Genomic DNA, 16,655 nt, shown 5'->3' on the forward strand with positions numbered 1-16,655 from the left:
GTGTCATCCGTGTTCTTTGTTGCCACCAAGGGCGCGGCCCAGCCCTCAAGCGATCACCTCAAAAGAAAAGGCCCTCCTCCCGATCGGAGGAGGGCCGTTCGTGACAGAAACGGTCAACCGCTCAGAACTGATCCTCGCTCAGCGCCATCACCGTCCGATGGGCGGTCAGGATGGGCAGCAGCAGGCCCGGGCCCTGGGCCAGGATCTGCTCGGCGTAGAAGCGGGCGGTGACCAGCTTGGCTTCCAGGAAGGGGGCGTTGGCGCCGGGCTGGCGCAGGCCCTCCAGGGCCTTGGCGGCCGACTTGGCCAGCATCCAGCCGCCAGCGACCGTGCCCCACAGTTTCAGGTAATTGGCGGCACCCGCGGCGGCGGCGCGCAGGTCGCCGTCGGTCTGGGTCTTCACCACCCAGGCCACCGCCTGCTCCAGCGCGTCGAGGCCGGCGGCGAGGTTGGTGCGGATCGCCTCCATGTCGTCGCCGGGGACGCTCTCCAGCTCCGCCACCGTGGCGCGCATCTCCGCGATGAAGGCGCGGGCCGACTCGCCGCCGTCGCGGCCGGTCTTGCGGAAGGTCAGGTCGTTGGCGTGGATGCCGTTGGTGCCCTCGTAGATCGGGGTGATGCGGGCGTCGCGGTAATGCTGGGCCGCCCCCGTTTCCTCGATGAAGCCCATGCCGCCGTGGATCTGCACGCCGGTGGAGGCGACGTCGCAGCCGATGTCGGTGCTCCAGGCCTTCACGATGGGCGTCAGGATGTCCACGCGGGCGGTGGCGGCGGCGCGAACCGCGGGGTCCTCGTGGTGGCGGGACACGTCCAGCTGCGTGCCGGCGTAGAGCGCCAGGGCGCGCGAGGCCTCCGTCTTGGCGCGCATGTCCAGCAGCATGCGGCGCACGTCCGGATGGCGGATGATCGGGGCCGGGGCGCCCTTAGGCTCCGCCAGATCCTTGCTCTGCACGCGGGTCTTGGCGTAGTCGCGGGCCTGCTGGTAGGCGCGCTCGGCGATCGCCACGCCCTGGATGCCGACGCCCAGGCGGGCGTTGTTCATCATGGTGAACATGTACTCGATGCCGCGGTTCTCCTGGCCGACCAGGAAGCCGACGGCGCCGCCGTTGTCGCCGAAGGCCATGACCGCGGTGGGGCTCGCCATGATGCCCAGCTTGTGTTCCAGGCTGGCGCAGCGCAGGTCGTTGCGTTCGCCGGGCGTGCCGTCCGCCTTGGGCAGGAACTTCGGCACGATGAACAGGCTGATGCCCTTGATGCCCGGAGGGGCGTCGGGCAGGCGCGCCAGGACCAGATGGACGATGTTCTCCGTCAGGTCATGCTCGCCGTAGGTGATGAAGATCTTCTGCCCGGTGATGCGGTAGGTGCCGTCGTCGGCGCGCACCGCGCGGGTCCGCACCGCGGCGAGGTCGGAGCCCGCCTGCGGCTCCGTCAGGTTCATGGTGCCGTTCCACTCGCCGGCGATCAGCTTCGGCAGGTAGAGCGCCTTCTGTTCCTCGCTGGCGTGCTCGGTCAGCAGGTCCACCGCACCCTGGGTCAGCAGCGGGCACAGGCCGAAGGACAGGTTGGCGGCCTGCCACATCTCGTTCACCGCGAAGGCCACCGTCCAGGGCAGGCCCTGGCCGCCGTATTCCGGCTCGAACGGCAGGCTGCCCCAGCCGCTCTCGGTGAACTGCGAGTAGGCTTCCTTCCAGCCGGTCGGCGTGCGGACGACGCCGTTCTCCAGCCGGGAGCCTTCCTGGTCGCCGACCCGGTTCAGCGGGGCCAGCACGCCGGAGGCGAACTTGCCGGCTTCCTCCAGCACGGCGTCCACCAGATCGGGGGCGGCCGATTCGCAATTCGGCAGGGCGGCGATCGTGTCGAGGCCGACGACCTCGTTCAGGACGAAGCGCAGGTCGTCAACCGGAGCGGTGTAGGGAATCATGGACGGTGCGGCCTCCCGGAGCCCATTGGTACAGAACCCATTTGTGCCGCCCCCATCCATGCAGCAATGGCGCGCGGCAATGGCTTACGTTGACGTCACCATACCGTACCGAATGGTGCAATGCGAGAGGGGCTTTTGCGGCTCGGTTCGGGCGGCTGGGTTGCGGTGCAAACAGCGCGGCTGGGACGCAGGGAACGGGGGCAAACTTGGCATTCCGGTTGCAAAGGATGGGCAGCACCGCTCACAGGGGGTTCCCCATGACCATCACCACCGCCTTCGCCCGTCAGGCCGAAGCCGCCACCCAAGCGGCGAATCAAGCCGCGGGACAGGCCGCGAAAACCCCGCGTGGCCCGGCCAACGTGGAGGCGGCGGTGCGCAACGCCAGCGCCAAGACGGGGGTCGATTTTTCCTACCTCATGGAAAAAGCTGCCGTGGAGAGCGGGTTCCGCACGGACGTGAAGTCCTCCTCCTCCTCCGCGACGGGGCTCTACCAGTTCATCGACAGCACGTGGCTGACCACGGTGCGCGACCACGGCGCCGACCACGGGCTCGGCAAATACGCCAACGCCATCCAGACGCGCGGCGACGGTCGCCCCTACGTCACCGATCCGGCGCTCAAGCAGGAGATCCTGAACCTGCGCAAGGACCCCAACGTCTCGGCCCTGATGGCGGCGGAGTTCACGCGCGACAACAAGGAGTATCTGGAGGACCAGGTCCAGGGAAAGGTCGGCTCCACCGAGCTGTACATGGCCCATTTCCTGGGGGCCGGCGGGGCGGCGAAGTTCCTGAACGCCATGAAGGGCGACCCCAACCGCGCCGCGAAGGAGCTGTTCCCCGACGCCGCCTCGGCCAACAAGGCCGTGTTCTTCGACAAGGAGACCGGCAAGGCCAAGTCGCTGAAGGACATCTACGACCGCTTCGCGTCGAAGTTCGCGGAGACCCCCTATTCCGACTTCGCCCCGGCGCAGACCGCTATGGACCGCGTGCGCAAGCAGGACATGCCGGACGGCTTCACCACCCAGGTGCCGAGCATCCCGCAGAAGGCGCTGAACGGCACGCCGCTGTCGATCTACCACGTGCTCGCGCTGAACGCGCTGGAGACCCCGGACGAGGTGGACAGCATCAGCGGCCGGCCCGCCAACGACCGCAACAAGAGCCACCACGACAAGGACCACAAGCGCGTCCGCGACGAGCCCGTGCGCACGGAGCAGACCGACCAGACCGGCCTGGGGCTCGGCCTCGGCCTGTCGAAGGCGGTCGGGCAGGGGACCGCCGCGGCGGCTTGATGACGGCGTTGGGGTGATCGCGTCAGGGCCGCAGGCGGGCGCAGGCCTCCCCGGCGATGTCCTCGAACACGCTCCGGTCGCCGGCCAGCAGCGCGTCGGCGGTCATGCGGCGCTGCACCTCGAAGCGCAACCCGGCGGCGCGCGCTTCCATGGCGGAGCCCCAGAAGGCCCCCGTCGCGACCGGGTGAAGGTCGAACCGCTCCCCGGGCACCCGCAGCCGCACCTCGCGCAGCACGTTCGACAGGTCGAAGTCGATGATGCAGCGCCGCCCATCGGGGCCGGTCAGGCGAATCCAGGCGTGGAAGGGGAAGGCCTCCGCCTCCTGCCGCTCCTGCGCCGGATCGGGAACGCGGACGTCGGCGCGCGCCGCCGGATAGCCGACCCAATACGGTCGTCCGTTGGGCCGTCCGCCGGGGCGACCTGCCCGGAAGGCCACCCGCCCCAGCGCCACCTCGGCCCGCCCGAGGCCGAGCGCTTCCAGCGCCATGGCCCCGGCGAAGGCGAAATACTGGCAGCCGCCCAGCCCGTGGACCTGGACCAGTTCCCGGTGCAGCGGATGATTGGTCACCGCCGTGTGCAGGGCGCGGCGGATGCGCTCCCGCTCCGGCGGCAGCGCGCCGGGCAGCGGCGAGGCGAGCGCCGGGGCGGCGGCCTCCGCCTCCCCCAGCATCAGGCGCATCCACGCCGACATCGCCAGCAGCATTCCGTGTTCCTCTCCGCGGCCCCATCCCTGGACTGAACAGGGTCGTTCCAGGAAGGTTGCGCGCGGGGAGGGCACGGCAATGCCGTGGGGGCGCCTCCCTTACGGCAGCATCTTGCCGGGGTTCAGCAGGCCGCGCGGGTCGAGCGCCGCCTTCATCGTGCGGAGCAGGTCGAACTCGACCGGGCTCTTGATCGCCGGCATGTCGTCCTTCTTGAAGCGGCCGACGCCGTGCTCCGCGGAGATCGAGCCGTCGAGCGTCAGGATCACCTCGTTCACCACGTGGGTGATCTCCTCCCAGCGGGCGAGGTAGGCGGCGGTGTCGGCCCCCACTGGCTGGCTGAGGTTGAAGTGGATGTTGCCGTCGCCGACATGGCCGAAGGGGGTCGGGCGGATGCCCGGGCAGGCGGCCTCCACCGCGGCCTCCGCCGTCTCGATGAACTCGGCGACACGCGAGACGGGGACGGAGACGTCGTTCTTGATGGAGCCGCCCTCGAACTTCTGCGCCTCCACGATGGCCTCGCGGATGAACCACAGCTGGTTGGCCTGCGTCTCCGACTGGGCCAGCGTGGCGTCGGTGGCGAGCCCCGCCTCGAAGGCTTCGCCCAGCGCCGCCTCGATGCCCTCGCGGAAGGCGTCGGACTGGGTGCCGGCGGTCAGCTCGGTCAGCACGTACCAGGGCGACGGCTCCGACAGCGGGTCGATGGTGCCGGCGACATGGCGAAGCGCGAACTCCAGGCAGCGGCGCGACATCAGCTCGAACGCCGCCACGGCGTCGCCCGACGCCTCGCGCAGGCGGGCCAGCAGCTCGATGGCCGCGGCGGGGGAGGGCACGGCGACGAAGGCCGTCTCCGCCTGGCGCGGGCGCGGGTAGAGCTTCAGCACCGCGGCGGTGACGATGCCCAGCGTGCCCTCCGCCCCGATGAACAGGTGCTTCAGGTCGTAGCCGGTGTTGTTCTTGCGCAAGGACCGCAGGCCGTTCCAGACGCGCCCGTCGGCCAGCACCACCTCCAGCCCCAGCACGAGGTCGCGCATGTTGCCGTAGCGCAGCACGTTGATGCCGCCGGCGTTGGTGGAGATCAGGCCGCCGATCTGGCAGGTGCCCTCGGCCCCCAGGCTCATGGGCAGCAGGCGGTCCTTGTCCTTGGCGGCCTCCTGCGCGGTCTTCAGCACGACGCCGGCTTCCGCCGTCATGGTGTAGTTCAGCGGGTCGATGGCGCGGATGCGGTTCATCCGCGACAGGCTGAGGACGACCTCCCGCCCCTCCTCATAGGGGATGGAGCCGCCGACGAGGCTGGTGTTGCCGCCCTGCGGGACGATGGGGATACCGGCGTCCGCGCAAATCTTCACGACCGCCGCGACCTCCTCCGTGCTGGCCGGCCGGACCACCGCCGGGCTGTTGCCCTTGAAGCGCCCGCGCCACTCCGCGAGGTACGGGGCCATGTCCGCCGGTTCGGTGAGAAGCCCGTTGGGGCCGACGATGGCGCGGATCTGGTCGAGGGCGGCGGCGATGGAGGCGGGGGCAGCGGCGGTCATGGGGCAGGGCGTCCGGGCTGGTGGGCGACATTGCCCCCACCCTAACCCTCCCCCGCTGGGCGGGGGAGGGGACTGCCGCAGGCTCCGCAAATCGCGACGCGGGAGGGTGGGGACGTTGGCGGATCTTCTACAATCTTGCGGGCCGGCTTTCTACCCCCGCGGCGCCGCCGCCCGCCGCAGACGGTCGTTGATGGCGACGCCCAGCCCCTCGTCCGGGATCGGCATCACGGCAATGGCGCGGGCACCCTCCTGGTCGAGCGACCGCAGGTGGGCGAACAGGTTGGCCGCCGCCTCGTCCAGGTCGCCCTGGGGGCTCAGGTTCAGGCGGGTCTTGCCGCCGCGGATGAAGCGATCGGGGCCGAAGGTCAGGAAGGCCTCGTCGTCTTCGGCACTCGTGGCGTTCAGGCGCACGGCGGCGTTGGGGGCGTAGTGGCTTTCCAGCTGGCCGGGCGACTTCGGCGCGTCCGCGCCGCTGGCGTGGCCGGAAAAGACCGCGATGGGGCCGATCAGCCGCTCGATCTCCTCGCGCAGGACGGCGCCGGGGCGCAGCAGCACCGGAGTTTCCCCGGTCAGGTCGAGCACGGTGGACTCCAGCCCGACCGGGCACTTGCCGCCGGCCACCACCATGCTCACCCGGTCGCCCAGGCTTTCAATGACGTGCTGCGGCGTGGTCGGGCTGACGGCGCCGGAGCGGTTGGCGCTGGGTGCTGCGATGGGCTTGCCGGCGGCCTTGAGCACCGCCTGCCCGACCGGGTGGCTGGGCGCGCGCACCGCGACGCTGTCGAGCCCGGCGGACACCAGCAGCGACAGCCCGGAGTCCGGACGGCGCGGCAGGACCAGGGTCAGCGGGCCGGGCCAGAACTGGTGGACCAGCTCCACCGCGCGCTCGTCGAAGACGGCGATGGCCTCGCCGGCCTCCAGGTCGGGGACGTGAACGATCAGCGGGTTGAACTGCGGCCGGCCCTTGGCGGCGTAGATCGCCGCGACCGCCCGGTCGTTGGTGGCGTCGGCGCCCAGGCCGTAGACCGTCTCGGTCGGGAAGGCGACGAGGTCGCCGCGGCTCAGCGCCTCGCCGGCGCGGGCGAGGCCCGCCGGGTTGGTCGGGATGATCTCGGGATGCTTGTCGGTCACGGGATGCTTTGTAATGGGTCCGCCGGTGAAGTCAATTCGCGCGGTTGCGCTGGCTCTGTCCAAGCCTTATGACGGGTATGCGCGATAAACAACCAAATGATGGGTGTGGGCATGGCGGGCAAGGTCTTCACCGTGGCGCAGCAGAAGGGCGGGGCCGGCAAGACCACCCTGGTCGCCCATTTGGCGATCGCCTGGATGCAGCTCGGCCGGTCCGTCGCCACGGTGGACATCGACCCGCAGGGCAGCCTGACCCGCTGGCACGAGGTGCGGCATGAGGCCACGGGCGGGCAGCCCGGCTTCACCCACGTGCAGATCACCGGCTGGCGCACCCAGACGGAGGTGGAGAAGCTGGCGCGCAGCCACGACGTGGTGCTGATCGACAGCCCGCCGCACGCCCAGACGGAGGCGCGCATCGCCGTGCGCGCCGCCAGCCTGGTCATCGCGCCCGTCCAGCCCAGCCCCATGGACCTGTGGGCGGTGCAGCCGACGCTGGACCTCGCCGCGCAGGAGAAGCGCCGCCTTCTGCTGGTGCTGAACCGCGTGCCGCCGCGTGCCCGCATCGCCGACGAGCTGATCGCCCGCGTGCGCGACCTCGTCGACCCGCCGGCCGTGGACATCGCGGAGGCGCAGATCGGCAACCGCACCGCCTACGCCGGCACGCTGCTGACGGGGCTTTCGGTGACCGAGGCCGCGCGCAAGACCCAGGCCGCCACGGAGATGCAGGCGCTGGCCGAGGAGATCCTCGGCCGCGCGGCGTGATCGGGCGGAAACGGCCTCAGCTGAACCAGATCTGGAACATCAGCCGGTCGCGGTCGGTCGGCGGCATGGCCCGGTGGTAGCAGGACGTGTCCTCCAGGAAGCCCGTCCCGGCCGGCCCCTCCACCACCATCAGCCGGTCGCGGCCGAAGTGGGCCAGCACCTCCTCCTCCGGCGCGTTGGCGGAGCCCAGCAGCATCCGGATCGACTTGCCGCGGTGCGACCCGCGGACGAGGGCGTGCGCCCCGGCCCCGGCGGTCACGTCGGTCAGGTAGAAGGACGCGGAGCAGAAGTGGAAGTCGTGCACGTCGTAGTGCCAGTCGATGGTCTGGCCCAGGCGCCGCCGCTCCTCGTCCGTCGCGTCGGTGACGAAGCTCCAGAACAGGCGCGGGATGGTCTTGGTCGGGGCGTAGCCCAGGAAGTCGGTCACGGCGGCCAGCAGGGCCGGGTCGCGGCAGACGCGGCGGATGGCCGCGCAGTCCGACGGTTGCGGCGCCATCGCCAGGACGACCGGCGTGCCGTCGGCCAGCCGCCCGCCCTGCACGTCCGACCGCCAGAACAGCCGCTCGTCGCCGCGCGTCCCGATCGGCGTGGTCTCCGCGAAATCAACGATGTCCCGCACGGTGTCGGCCGGCAGGTCGAAGCCGAAGGCGATGGAGTCCCGGCGCAGCGCGTCCCGTGCCTCGTGCGTCCGGACCAGGGGAAACAGCGTGTCCGGCAGGGTCATGTTCTGCGGGGGAGGCCAAGTGGCGTGGCGCGGCTTGGGCGCGATGCGCCGCAAGGCGCTGTAGCTTCGACGAACCGTTTCAAATCGACCGAGGGCATAATGCAGCTCACCGGCGGCGAGGCGCCGGGCAATATTGGCAACATTCATGGCGGAGCATCCTTCGTCGAGGCGGTCGGTGCGCGTCGTTTGAGGATCGAACTGCCGAACTTTATGATTATTTGTGCGTACCGGGAACAAATCTAACGTCGTACGCCGACGCGAAGGAGGAATAGCCCCGCCCGAGGGAGTCTTTCGGAGGAGGGGACGCGTGGGGTCACAGGGGCAAGGCTGGCTGGGCGTCCGTTTGCGAAAAGTCATTCCCCTTGAAGAGCAGGGGCTGCCCGAGGTCGAGCGCCAGCGCATAGGAGCAGCAGTCCCCCATGTTCAGCTTCGCCGGGTGATGACCCCGGCCAAACCGCTGGTGTGCGCCCACGGCCAATTCGGCAAGGTGGCGGGTCAGTGGCACGACGTCTACGGCAAAGGCGTCCAAGATCGCCACGGCCTGTTCGAAGCCGCGCGTTCCCAGGCGGGAGCGGGCCACGATGCCGATCTCAATCATCGACATCACACTCATGAAGCGGTTCGGCGCCGTCGCGATCACGTTCAGGAAGCGGTCGCGCTCCGGTTCCTTCAGCAGGATCGCCAGGATCGCGGAGCTATCGATCACCATCGAAGGCCCCGCTTTCATCGTATCCCAGGATGTCCTCGGGGCTTCGCTCGTCCAGCACCGGCAACCGGTCGATGTCGGCAACGATGGCGCGGACCTTGGCGAGCGTTGCCGCCGGATCGTCGAGCGGACGCGGTTCGGGGTGCACCGGACGTTCCATCCTTGCCCATTCCGTCCGCAAGGCGTTGAGCACGACGTCGTCGATCGCCAGCCCGCGACGGGACGCCAGGTCGTGGGCGATGCGCTCGGCTTCCGGGTTGCGGATGGTCAGCATGGGCACACGTCCGATGGCGGGAATAACCACAATCTACGACGCGTGCCCTGCCCAGGCAACCCGGCCCTGCGGTTAGAGGGCTTTCAGCGCCTTCAGCACCGCGTCGACGTGGCCGGTGACCTTCACCTTGCGCCAGACGTTGCGGACGATGCCGTCCTTGTCGATCAGGAAGGTGGCGCGCTCCAGCCCCATGTACTTGCGGCCGTACATGCTCTTCTCCACCCAGACGCCGTAGGCCTCGGCGACCTTCGTCTCCTTGTCGGAGGCGAGGATGAAGGGCAGCTCGTACTTGGCCTTGAACTTGTCGTGGCTGGCGACGCTGTCCTTGGACACGCCGATCACCACGGCGTCGGCCCCGCGGAAGTTCGGGAACTGGTCGCGGAAGCCGCAGGCCTCCGACGTGCAGCCGGAGGTGTCGTCCTTCGGATAGAAGTACAGGATCACCGGCGTGCCCTTCAGCGCGGACAGCGTGACGCTGCCGCCGCCGTCCGTCGGCATGGTGAAGTCGGGGGCGGCGGTGCTCGCTTCGATGGCGGGGGCCGTGGTTTGGTCGGCGGTCTGGTCGGCGGTCTGGTCGGTCATGGGAGTTTGACTTCTTCGTTGGTCTCTGGGGGAGGCAGCCTCGACGCCGGTTCCTCGACCAGGGCCACGAAATGGGCATGGGCGCGGGCGGCGATGGCCCGGATTCTGGCGTCCAGCGCGGCGAAGTCAACCGCCGGCTCCTCCTCTGGAAAGGCCGCGCGCGACAGCCCCTCCAGCAGGGTCGGCGACGCCTGCCCGGGTTCCAGCGTATCCTCCGTGGTCAGGCGCAGGAAGCCCTGCACCCGCCGCCACAGCGTCAGGGTGGACACCAGCTCCGCCCCGACCTCCGGCGCCAGCAGCCCGGCGGCGGTGGCGTTCTCCAGCGCCGTCGCCGTGCCGATGGACAGGATTTCCGGATGGTCGTGGCCGTGGCGGAGCTGGAGGTACTGCGCCGTGAACTCGATGTCGATCAGCCCGCCGCGCGCGTATTTCAGGTTCCACGGGTTGTCGGTGCCGAACTCCTTGTCGATGCGGCGGCGCATGTCGGCCACGTCCCACAGCACCTTGTCCGGGTCGCGCGGCCGGGTCAGCACGGCGCGGATCGCGGCCTCCACCTTGGCGGCGAGTTGCGAATCGCCGCCAATCACGCGGGCGCGGGTCAGGGCCATGTGCTCCCAGGTCCAGGCGTCCTTCGCCTGATAGCCGGTGAAGGCCTCCAGGGACGTGGCGAGCGGCCCGGCGTTGCCCGACGGGCGCAGCCGCATGTCGACCTCGTACAGCCGCCCGTCGGCCATCGGCGCGGTGATGGCGTTGGTCAGCCGCTGCGTCAGCTTGATGTAGTATTCGTTGGTGGCCAGCGGCTTGGCCCCGTCGGACATCCGCGCCTCGGGCGGTGCCTCATACACCACGATCAGGTCGATGTCGGAGGTGATGGTCAGCTGCCGGCTGCCCAGCTTGCCCATCGCCACCACCACCCAGGCGCCGCCCGGAACATGGCCGTGGCGGGCGGCGAACTCCTCCTCCACGCGGTGCGCCAGCTCCGGCACGACCACGTCGGCGAGGTCGGCCAGGAAGGGGCCGCAGCGGTCGCCGTCGGTGATGCCGCGCAGGATGTGCGCCCCGGCGCGGAAGCGCTGGTCGTTGGTCCAGCGCCGCGACAGGGTCAGCACATCCTCGAAGTCGCGGGCGCCGGCCAGCACGCGCCCGTACTCCGCCTCCAGCCCGGCGCGGTCGGGCAGCGGGTCGAAGAAGTCGGGCGAGATGACGGCGTCGAGCAGCGACGGGTTGCGCGACAGCGTCTCCGCCAGCCGGGGCGCGGTGCCCATGATCTCCGCCACCAGGGCCAGCAGCCAGGGGTTGGCGATGAACAGGGAGAACAGCCCGACGCCGGCCGGCAGCCGGCCGAGGAAGCCGTCGAACTTCACCAGCGCCTCGTCCGGCGCGGGCGTCTTGGCGAGGTCGTTGAGGATGGTCGGCACCAGCTCGGTCAGCAGCTCCCGCGCGCGGCCGGAGCGGGTGGAGCGGTAGCGGCCGCGGTGCCAGGTGGACACCACGGCAATCACCCGGCTGGGATCGCGGTAGCCCATGCCGCGCAGGGTCTCCACCGTGCCGGGGTCGTCGTCGGTGCCGGTGAAGACGAGGTTGCCGGGGCCGGACAGGGACGGCGCCTCCTCGAACAGCTCGGCGTAGCGGTCCTCCACGCGGCCGAGCCGGGACAGCAGGTCGGCGCGGAACTCCTCGACGTCATCGTAGCCGAGGAAGGTCGCCAAGTGCGCGACCCCGGCGTCGTCGGCGGGGATCTGGTGGGTCTGCCGGTCGTCGATCATCTGGATGCGGTGCTCGACCCGGCGCAGGAAGCGGTAGGCCTCCTCCAGTTCCTCCACCGCCACTGACGGTACGCGGCCGACGGCGCACAGCGCCTTGTTGGCCAGCAGGGTGGGGGCGATGCGCACGCGCGTGTCGCGCCCGCCGAAGATCAGCTGCTGGGTCTGGGCGAAGAACTCGATCTCGCGGATTCCGCCGCGCCCCACCTTGATGTCGTGGCCGTTGACGGTCACTTCTCGGTGGCCCTTGTGGGCGTTGATCTGACGCTTGATGGAATGGATGTCCTGAATGGCCGCGAAATCGAGGTTCCTCCGCCACACGAACGGTTCCAGGATGCGCAGGAACTGGCGGCCGGCCTCGGGATCGCCGGCGATCGGGCGGGCCTTGATCATGGCCGCGCGCTCCCAGTTCTGGCCGACGCTGCCGTAATAAATTTCGGCCGCCGAGACGGACACCGCGAGCGGCGTGGCCCCGGGATCGGGACGCAACCGCAGATCTGTACGGAAGACGTAGCCGTCCCTGGTCCGTTCATCCATAATGCGGACAAGATCGCGCGCGATACGAATGAACGTGCGGGCGAGCTTGTCCGGCTGGGGCGTTTGAACGACGGCATCGTCGTACAGGACGATCAGGTCGATATCGCTGGAATAGTTGAGCTCGCGCGCACCAAGTTTACCCATGGCAAGCACGATCAGCCCCGACCCGATCCACGGCCGCTGCGGCTCCGGCAGCGTCAGCGTGCCGGCCTCCGCCGCGCGGCGCAGCAGGTGGTTCGCCGCCATGCGCACCGACGTCTCCGCGATGTCGGACAGGGCGCCCGTGACCTGCTCCAGCGTCCAACGGTCGGTGATGTCCGCCAGCGCGATCAGCAGGGCCGCGCGCCGCTTGGCGATGCGCAGCGTGGTCATCAGCCGGTCGGTGTTGCGCTCCTCCGCGCTGTCCGCCTCGACGCCCCGCAGCAGGTCGGCGAAGGCCGCGTCAAACCCGTCCGTCAACGCCCGGCGCAGGAAGGGCAGCTCCCGCGTCAGACTCTGGCCCAGATACGGGCTGTTGCCGCACACCGCGTCGATCACCGCCCGCCCCTCGGCGCTGTCGGCGTACGCCTCCGCCCAGGCGCGCACCTCCTCGTCCGCGGCGCCGGCCGCCTCCTGGCGCCAGCGCTCCAGGCCGCGTTCGGCCAGGGCGGGATCGAAGGGTTTCGGGAGCGTGGTGGTCGGCATGGTGTCGGCTATCCCTGCACAAGAATCGGGCAGAAGGGTGCGCGGTTGTGTGGCTGCGGTCAACCACCCTCGTCATTCTTCCTCTTCCTTCGGGCGAGGGGGCAAGCGCGTCCCTCTCCCGCCCCGGGAGAGGGTGCCCGCGAAGCGGGCGGGTGAGGGTCATGCGAGGATCAACGCGCTGATCCTTGGCGGTACCCTCACCCTTCCCGCGCTTTGCGCGGGCCCCTTCCCTCTCCCGGGACGGGAGAGGGAATATCAGATGCGATTGCCCTGGCCCCCAGAGGGGAGAGGGAACAAGAGGCTCCGCCCGTGATTCGACGCACGGCAAAGATCCTGGCCTGGACGACGGCGGGTGCGGTCGCCGTGGTGGGGGCGGCCGGCGGGCTGCTCGCCTGGCGGCTGTCGCAGGGGCCGATCGCGCTTGCCCCGCTGACGCCCTATGTCGAACGCGCGCTCAGCGACCCGCAGGGGCGCTACGCGGTGGCGGTGGGCGACCTCGTGCTGTCCTGGGTGAACGAGGAGGGCGGCGGCGGGCTGACCCGGCTCGACCTGCGGGCGTTGCGCGTGCGCGCGGTCAACGCCGATGGGGCGGAGCTTGCGGCCGTGCCGGAGCTGGGCGTCGGCTTCTCGGTGCAGGCGCTGTTCCTCGGCAAGCTGTCGCCGACTCGGCTCGACGTGGTGCACCCGCGCCTGTCCATCCTGCGGCGCGCCGACGGCAACCTGGATTTCGACGTCCGTGCCAATCCCCGGCCCGGCGAGCCCGACAAGCCCGACGCGGAGGACGGCCCCGACTTCGCCGGGGAGCTGCTGGCCACGCTGCTCCAGCCGCCGACCATGGACCGGCCGCTGGGGCTGCTGCGGCAGCTGACCATCATCGGCGCCGACCTGTTGGTGGAAAACCGCATGCTGGGCCTGTCCTGGCACGCCAGCCGCGCCGACATCGTGCTGACCCGCAACGGGCAGGAAATCAATGGCGGCGCGCGCATTGCGCTCGACCTCGCGGGCACCAGCGCCGCGGTGGAGGCCTCCGGCACCTACCGCATGCGGGACGCGGTGACGGAGGGTGCGGTCCGCTTCGAAGGGATCGAGCCGGCGTCGCTGGCCCGCATCGGCCCGGCCCTGGCGCCGCTCGCCGCGGTGTCCGTGCCGCTGGGCGGGCGGGTGGACGCCACGCTGGACAGCCGGTTCGAGCCGGTGCGCGTCGGCTTCGACCTGCATGGCGGGGCCGGCGAGGTAGCACTGCCCGCCCTGCGGCCGGACCCCGTGCGGGTGGGCCGCGTGCAGGCGCGCGGGTCGCTGGACGTGCCGGGCCGGCGCGCCGTGCTGGACCAGCTGACGCTGGCGCTCGACGACCTCACCCTGTCCGGCCGCGGCTCCCTGACGGAAACGGACGACCGCCGCAGCGTCGACGCGCATCTGAGCCTGGTCCGGGGCGGCCGCACCGCCACGCTGGACCTCGACGGCACGCAGCGGATCGGGCAGGGCGCGGAGGTCGCGGCGCGGCTGTCCGGGCTGGAGCCCGCGCGCTTCGCCGACCTCGCCCCGGCGCTGGCCCCGCTGGCCGCCGCGCAGGTCCCCCTGTCCGGGACGGCCAGCGCGGTGCTCGACGGGGCGTGGCGGCCGCGCACCGGCCGCGCCGACCTGACCGCTGGCCCCGGCCGCGTCGAGCTGCCCAGCCGCTTCCCGGAACCGGTGACGGTCGCCTCCGCGTCGCTGTCCGCCGTGGCGGACCTCACAGAAGGGCGCGTGGACCTGGAGCGTCTGACGCTGGACCTCGGCGGGCCCACGGTGGAGGGCGCCGGCTGGGCGACCCTGCCGAAGGACCCCTTCACAAAAAGTGATGAACCGGGCGGCGATGCCGTCGTGGAGGTCGCGGTCACCGCGCGCGACGTGCCGGTGGACGAGCTGCGCCGGCTGTGGCCGCTCGACGTCGGCAAGAACGCGCGGGACTGGGTGACCAAGAACCTGTCGCACGGCGTCGTGCGGGAGGCGACCGCGACCGCCGGCTTGTCCGGGCCGCTCGATGGATCGCAGCCCATACAAGGCACCCACTTCGACGCGACCATCCGCGGCGAGGACATCACGGTGGACTATTTCCACCCGCTGCCCGTGGTGACCAACGCCGGGGTGGAGGCGACGACCGACGGCAAGACCTTCGCCATCCGCACTAGGGGCGGCCGCATCGACGACGTGCAGCTGGGCGATGGCAGCGTGCTCATCTCCGGCCTCGACGACGGCAACGAGTTCATGGAGGTGCAGATCCCCTTGCGCGGGCCGGTGCGCACCATCCTGACCGTGATCGACAGCCCGCCGCTGGGCTACCCCAGCCGCCTCGACCTCGACCCGAAGCGGACGCAGGGCATGGCGGACGCGCAGCTGCACATCCGTTTCCCGCTGCTGGTCGATTTGAAAGTGGAGGACCTGAACCTCGAAGTCGGGGCGAAGCTGCGCGGCGTCGGCATCGAAAAGGTGGCCGCCGGCCTGACCGCGACGGAGGGCGACCTGACCCTGGCGCTGGACATGAAGTCCATGGGGGTGAAGGGCACCACCAAGCTGGACGGCATCCCCGTCGCCATCGACTGGAAGGAGCAGTTCAGCTCCACCGCCAAGGGGCCGCGCACGCGCATCACGGTGAAGGGCGACGTGGACGCCAACGACCTGCGCAGCCACGGCATCGACCTGGCGGAGCATGTCGAGGGGCCGATGGGCGCCGACATCCTGTTCACCGTCGACCAGAAGCACAAGCTCGCCCTGTCCGCCGGCCTGAACCTGGAGAAGACCCGCCTGCGCATCGACGAGCTGGGCTGGGAGAAGAAGCCCGGCGTCCCCGGCTCCGGCAAGCTGGCGCTGGAGTTCCAGAAGGACCGGGTGACGCGCGTCACCGGCCTGAACATCGACGCCGGCGGCCTGCGCGCGCAGGCGGTGGTGGAACTGGCGCAGCCGACCATGGCGGTGTCCAAGGTGCAGGTCAGCCAGCTGTCCGTCGGCCAGACCGACCTGAAGGCCGACGTGACCGTGCGGCCGGCCCGGGACGGCGAGAAGCTGGGCTACGCCGGGACCATCACGGGCCAGAGCCTGGACGCCCGCGCCCTGATGGGCCGCAACAGCGGTCCTGACAAGAAGCCCGATCCGCCCGACGGGAAGGCGACCCCGCTGGACTTCAACCTTCGCCTGAACCGCGTCGTGTTCGGCGAGGGGCGCTTCCTGTCGGAGGTGGCCGGGCGGATGACGCGCAACGGGCGGGCCTGGACGGCGCTGGACCTGAACGCGCGGACGGGCGGCGACGGGACGGCGTCGGTGCGCTACCTGCCCAACCCGAAGGGCTTCTACGACGTCGCCGTCACGGCGAACAACATGGGCGACGCGCTGCGCGCGCTCGACCTCACCGACCGCATGCAGGGCGGCGCCCTCACCCTCACCGGCCGCACGGTGGAGCCGCGCGCCGACGCGCCCATCGAGGGCTCGCTGGAGCTTAGGGAATACACGCTGGTCGACCTTCCGGTCCTGGCGCGCATGCTGAACGCCATCTCCCCGTCGGGCTTCGCGGAGCTGATGGGCGGCGGCAAGGGCATCCACTTCGGCCGGCTGGCCGGCGACTACCGCAAGGAAGGGCGGCTGCTGACGCTGAAGGACCTGCGCACCTCCGGCTCGGCTCTCGGCCTGACGTTGGAAGGCGACGTGGACATCGACACCAGCACGGCCAACCTGAAGGGCACCATCGTGCCGCTCTACGGCCTGAACCGCCTGATCGGCCAGATCCCGCTGCTGGGCGACGCGCTGAGCGGCGGCGAGGGGCAGGGCATCTTCAGCGCCACCTGGCGCGTCCAGGGCCCGCTGGGCAACCCCGACGTGTCGGTCAACCCGCTCGCCGTCCTGGCGCCGGGCTTCCTGCGGAATTTGTTCTTCCTGGGGGACGGCAAGGCGGCGCCGGACAAGACGCCGACGCCGGAGTCGCACGCGAAGTAGGGGCCCCCTCCCTCCCACGCTCGCGCGTGGGTCCCTCCCTCCCCCGCTGCGCGGGAGAGGGGAGACTTGCAAAGCGGCGGCAGTCC

Annotated in this window: 13 protein-coding genes; 4 read left to right on the forward strand and 9 right to left on the reverse strand. The window is 70.7% G+C overall.

Features of this window, described 5'->3' with window-relative positions; translation table 11 throughout:
• Positions 1–121 precede the first annotated feature (121 nt).
• On the reverse strand, positions 122–1,921 hold the full coding sequence (locus J2851_RS19680) for an acyl-CoA dehydrogenase (protein ID WP_209768207.1): 1,800 nt from the start codon (positions 1,919–1,921) through the stop codon (positions 122–124).
• 257 nt (positions 1,922–2,178) lie between these two features.
• Here J2851_RS19680 and J2851_RS19685 point away from each other — a divergent pair, with 257 nt between their 5' ends.
• Positions 2,179–3,207, forward strand: a complete 1,029-nt coding sequence (locus J2851_RS19685) for a transglycosylase SLT domain-containing protein (protein ID WP_209768208.1) — start codon at positions 2,179–2,181, stop codon at positions 3,205–3,207.
• 22 nt (positions 3,208–3,229) lie between these two features.
• Here J2851_RS19685 and J2851_RS19690 read toward each other — a convergent pair whose 3' ends face one another.
• The 3 genes from J2851_RS19690 to J2851_RS19700 form a co-directional block, all read right to left on the reverse strand.
• Positions 3,230–3,910, reverse strand: a complete 681-nt coding sequence (locus tag J2851_RS19690) for a hypothetical protein (protein ID WP_209768209.1) — start codon at positions 3,908–3,910, stop codon at positions 3,230–3,232.
• A 99-nt stretch (positions 3,911–4,009) separates the two neighbouring features.
• On the reverse strand, positions 4,010–5,443 hold the full coding sequence (locus J2851_RS19695) for an FAD-binding oxidoreductase (RefSeq protein ID WP_209768211.1): 1,434 nt from the start codon (positions 5,441–5,443) through the stop codon (positions 4,010–4,012).
• 150 nt (positions 5,444–5,593) lie between these two features.
• Complete coding sequence (locus J2851_RS19700) at positions 5,594–6,574, reverse strand: L-threonylcarbamoyladenylate synthase (protein WP_209768212.1); 981 nt, start codon at positions 6,572–6,574, stop codon at positions 5,594–5,596.
• Positions 6,575–6,685: 111 nt separating this feature from the next.
• On the opposite strand from J2851_RS19700, the gene parA reads away from it, so the two are divergent.
• Positions 6,686–7,333: a ParA family partition ATPase gene (gene parA, locus J2851_RS19705; RefSeq protein ID WP_209768214.1), complete on the forward strand. Its 648-nt coding sequence runs from the start codon at positions 6,686–6,688 to the stop codon at positions 7,331–7,333.
• 16 nt (positions 7,334–7,349) lie between these two features.
• Here the strand turns inward: parA and J2851_RS19710 are convergent, their stop codons facing one another.
• Positions 7,350–8,057 (reverse strand): phytanoyl-CoA dioxygenase family protein, encoded by a 708-nt coding sequence (locus tag J2851_RS19710; protein ID WP_246500784.1) that lies wholly within the window; start codon positions 8,055–8,057, stop codon positions 7,350–7,352.
• Positions 8,058–8,081: 24 nt separating this feature from the next.
• Here J2851_RS19710 and J2851_RS35845 point away from each other — a divergent pair, with 24 nt between their 5' ends.
• Complete coding sequence (locus J2851_RS35845; RefSeq protein ID WP_246500785.1) at positions 8,082–8,300, forward strand: hypothetical protein; 219 nt, start codon at positions 8,082–8,084, stop codon at positions 8,298–8,300.
• A 70-nt stretch (positions 8,301–8,370) separates the two neighbouring features.
• Here J2851_RS35845 and J2851_RS19715 read toward each other — a convergent pair whose 3' ends face one another.
• From J2851_RS19715 to J2851_RS19730, 4 genes are all read right to left on the reverse strand, one after another.
• Complete coding sequence (locus J2851_RS19715; protein ID WP_209768218.1) at positions 8,371–8,766, reverse strand: type II toxin-antitoxin system VapC family toxin; 396 nt, start codon at positions 8,764–8,766, stop codon at positions 8,371–8,373.
• Entirely contained in the window at positions 8,753–9,037 is a 285-nt protein-coding gene (locus J2851_RS19720) for a type II toxin-antitoxin system VapB family antitoxin (RefSeq protein WP_209768220.1), read from the reverse strand. Before J2851_RS19720 ends, J2851_RS19715 begins: the two co-directional genes overlap by 14 nt.
• A gap of 72 nt (positions 9,038–9,109) precedes the next feature.
• Positions 9,110–9,535, reverse strand: a complete 426-nt coding sequence (locus tag J2851_RS19725) for a peroxiredoxin (RefSeq protein ID WP_246500797.1) — start codon at positions 9,533–9,535, stop codon at positions 9,110–9,112.
• 80 nt (positions 9,536–9,615) lie between these two features.
• Complete coding sequence (locus tag J2851_RS19730) at positions 9,616–12,603, reverse strand: bifunctional [glutamine synthetase] adenylyltransferase/[glutamine synthetase]-adenylyl-L-tyrosine phosphorylase (protein ID WP_209768223.1); 2,988 nt, start codon at positions 12,601–12,603, stop codon at positions 9,616–9,618.
• A 309-nt stretch (positions 12,604–12,912) separates the two neighbouring features.
• On the opposite strand from J2851_RS19730, the gene J2851_RS19735 reads away from it, so the two are divergent.
• The gene (locus J2851_RS19735) at positions 12,913–16,569 is read left to right on the forward strand and encodes a YhdP family protein (protein ID WP_209768226.1); all 3,657 of its coding nucleotides are present in this window, start codon (positions 12,913–12,915) and stop codon (positions 16,567–16,569) included.
• Positions 16,570–16,655: the final 86 nt, after the last annotated feature.

Source organism: Azospirillum rugosum (genome assembly GCF_017876155.1).
GTDB lineage: Bacteria > Pseudomonadota > Alphaproteobacteria > Azospirillales > Azospirillaceae > Azospirillum > Azospirillum rugosum.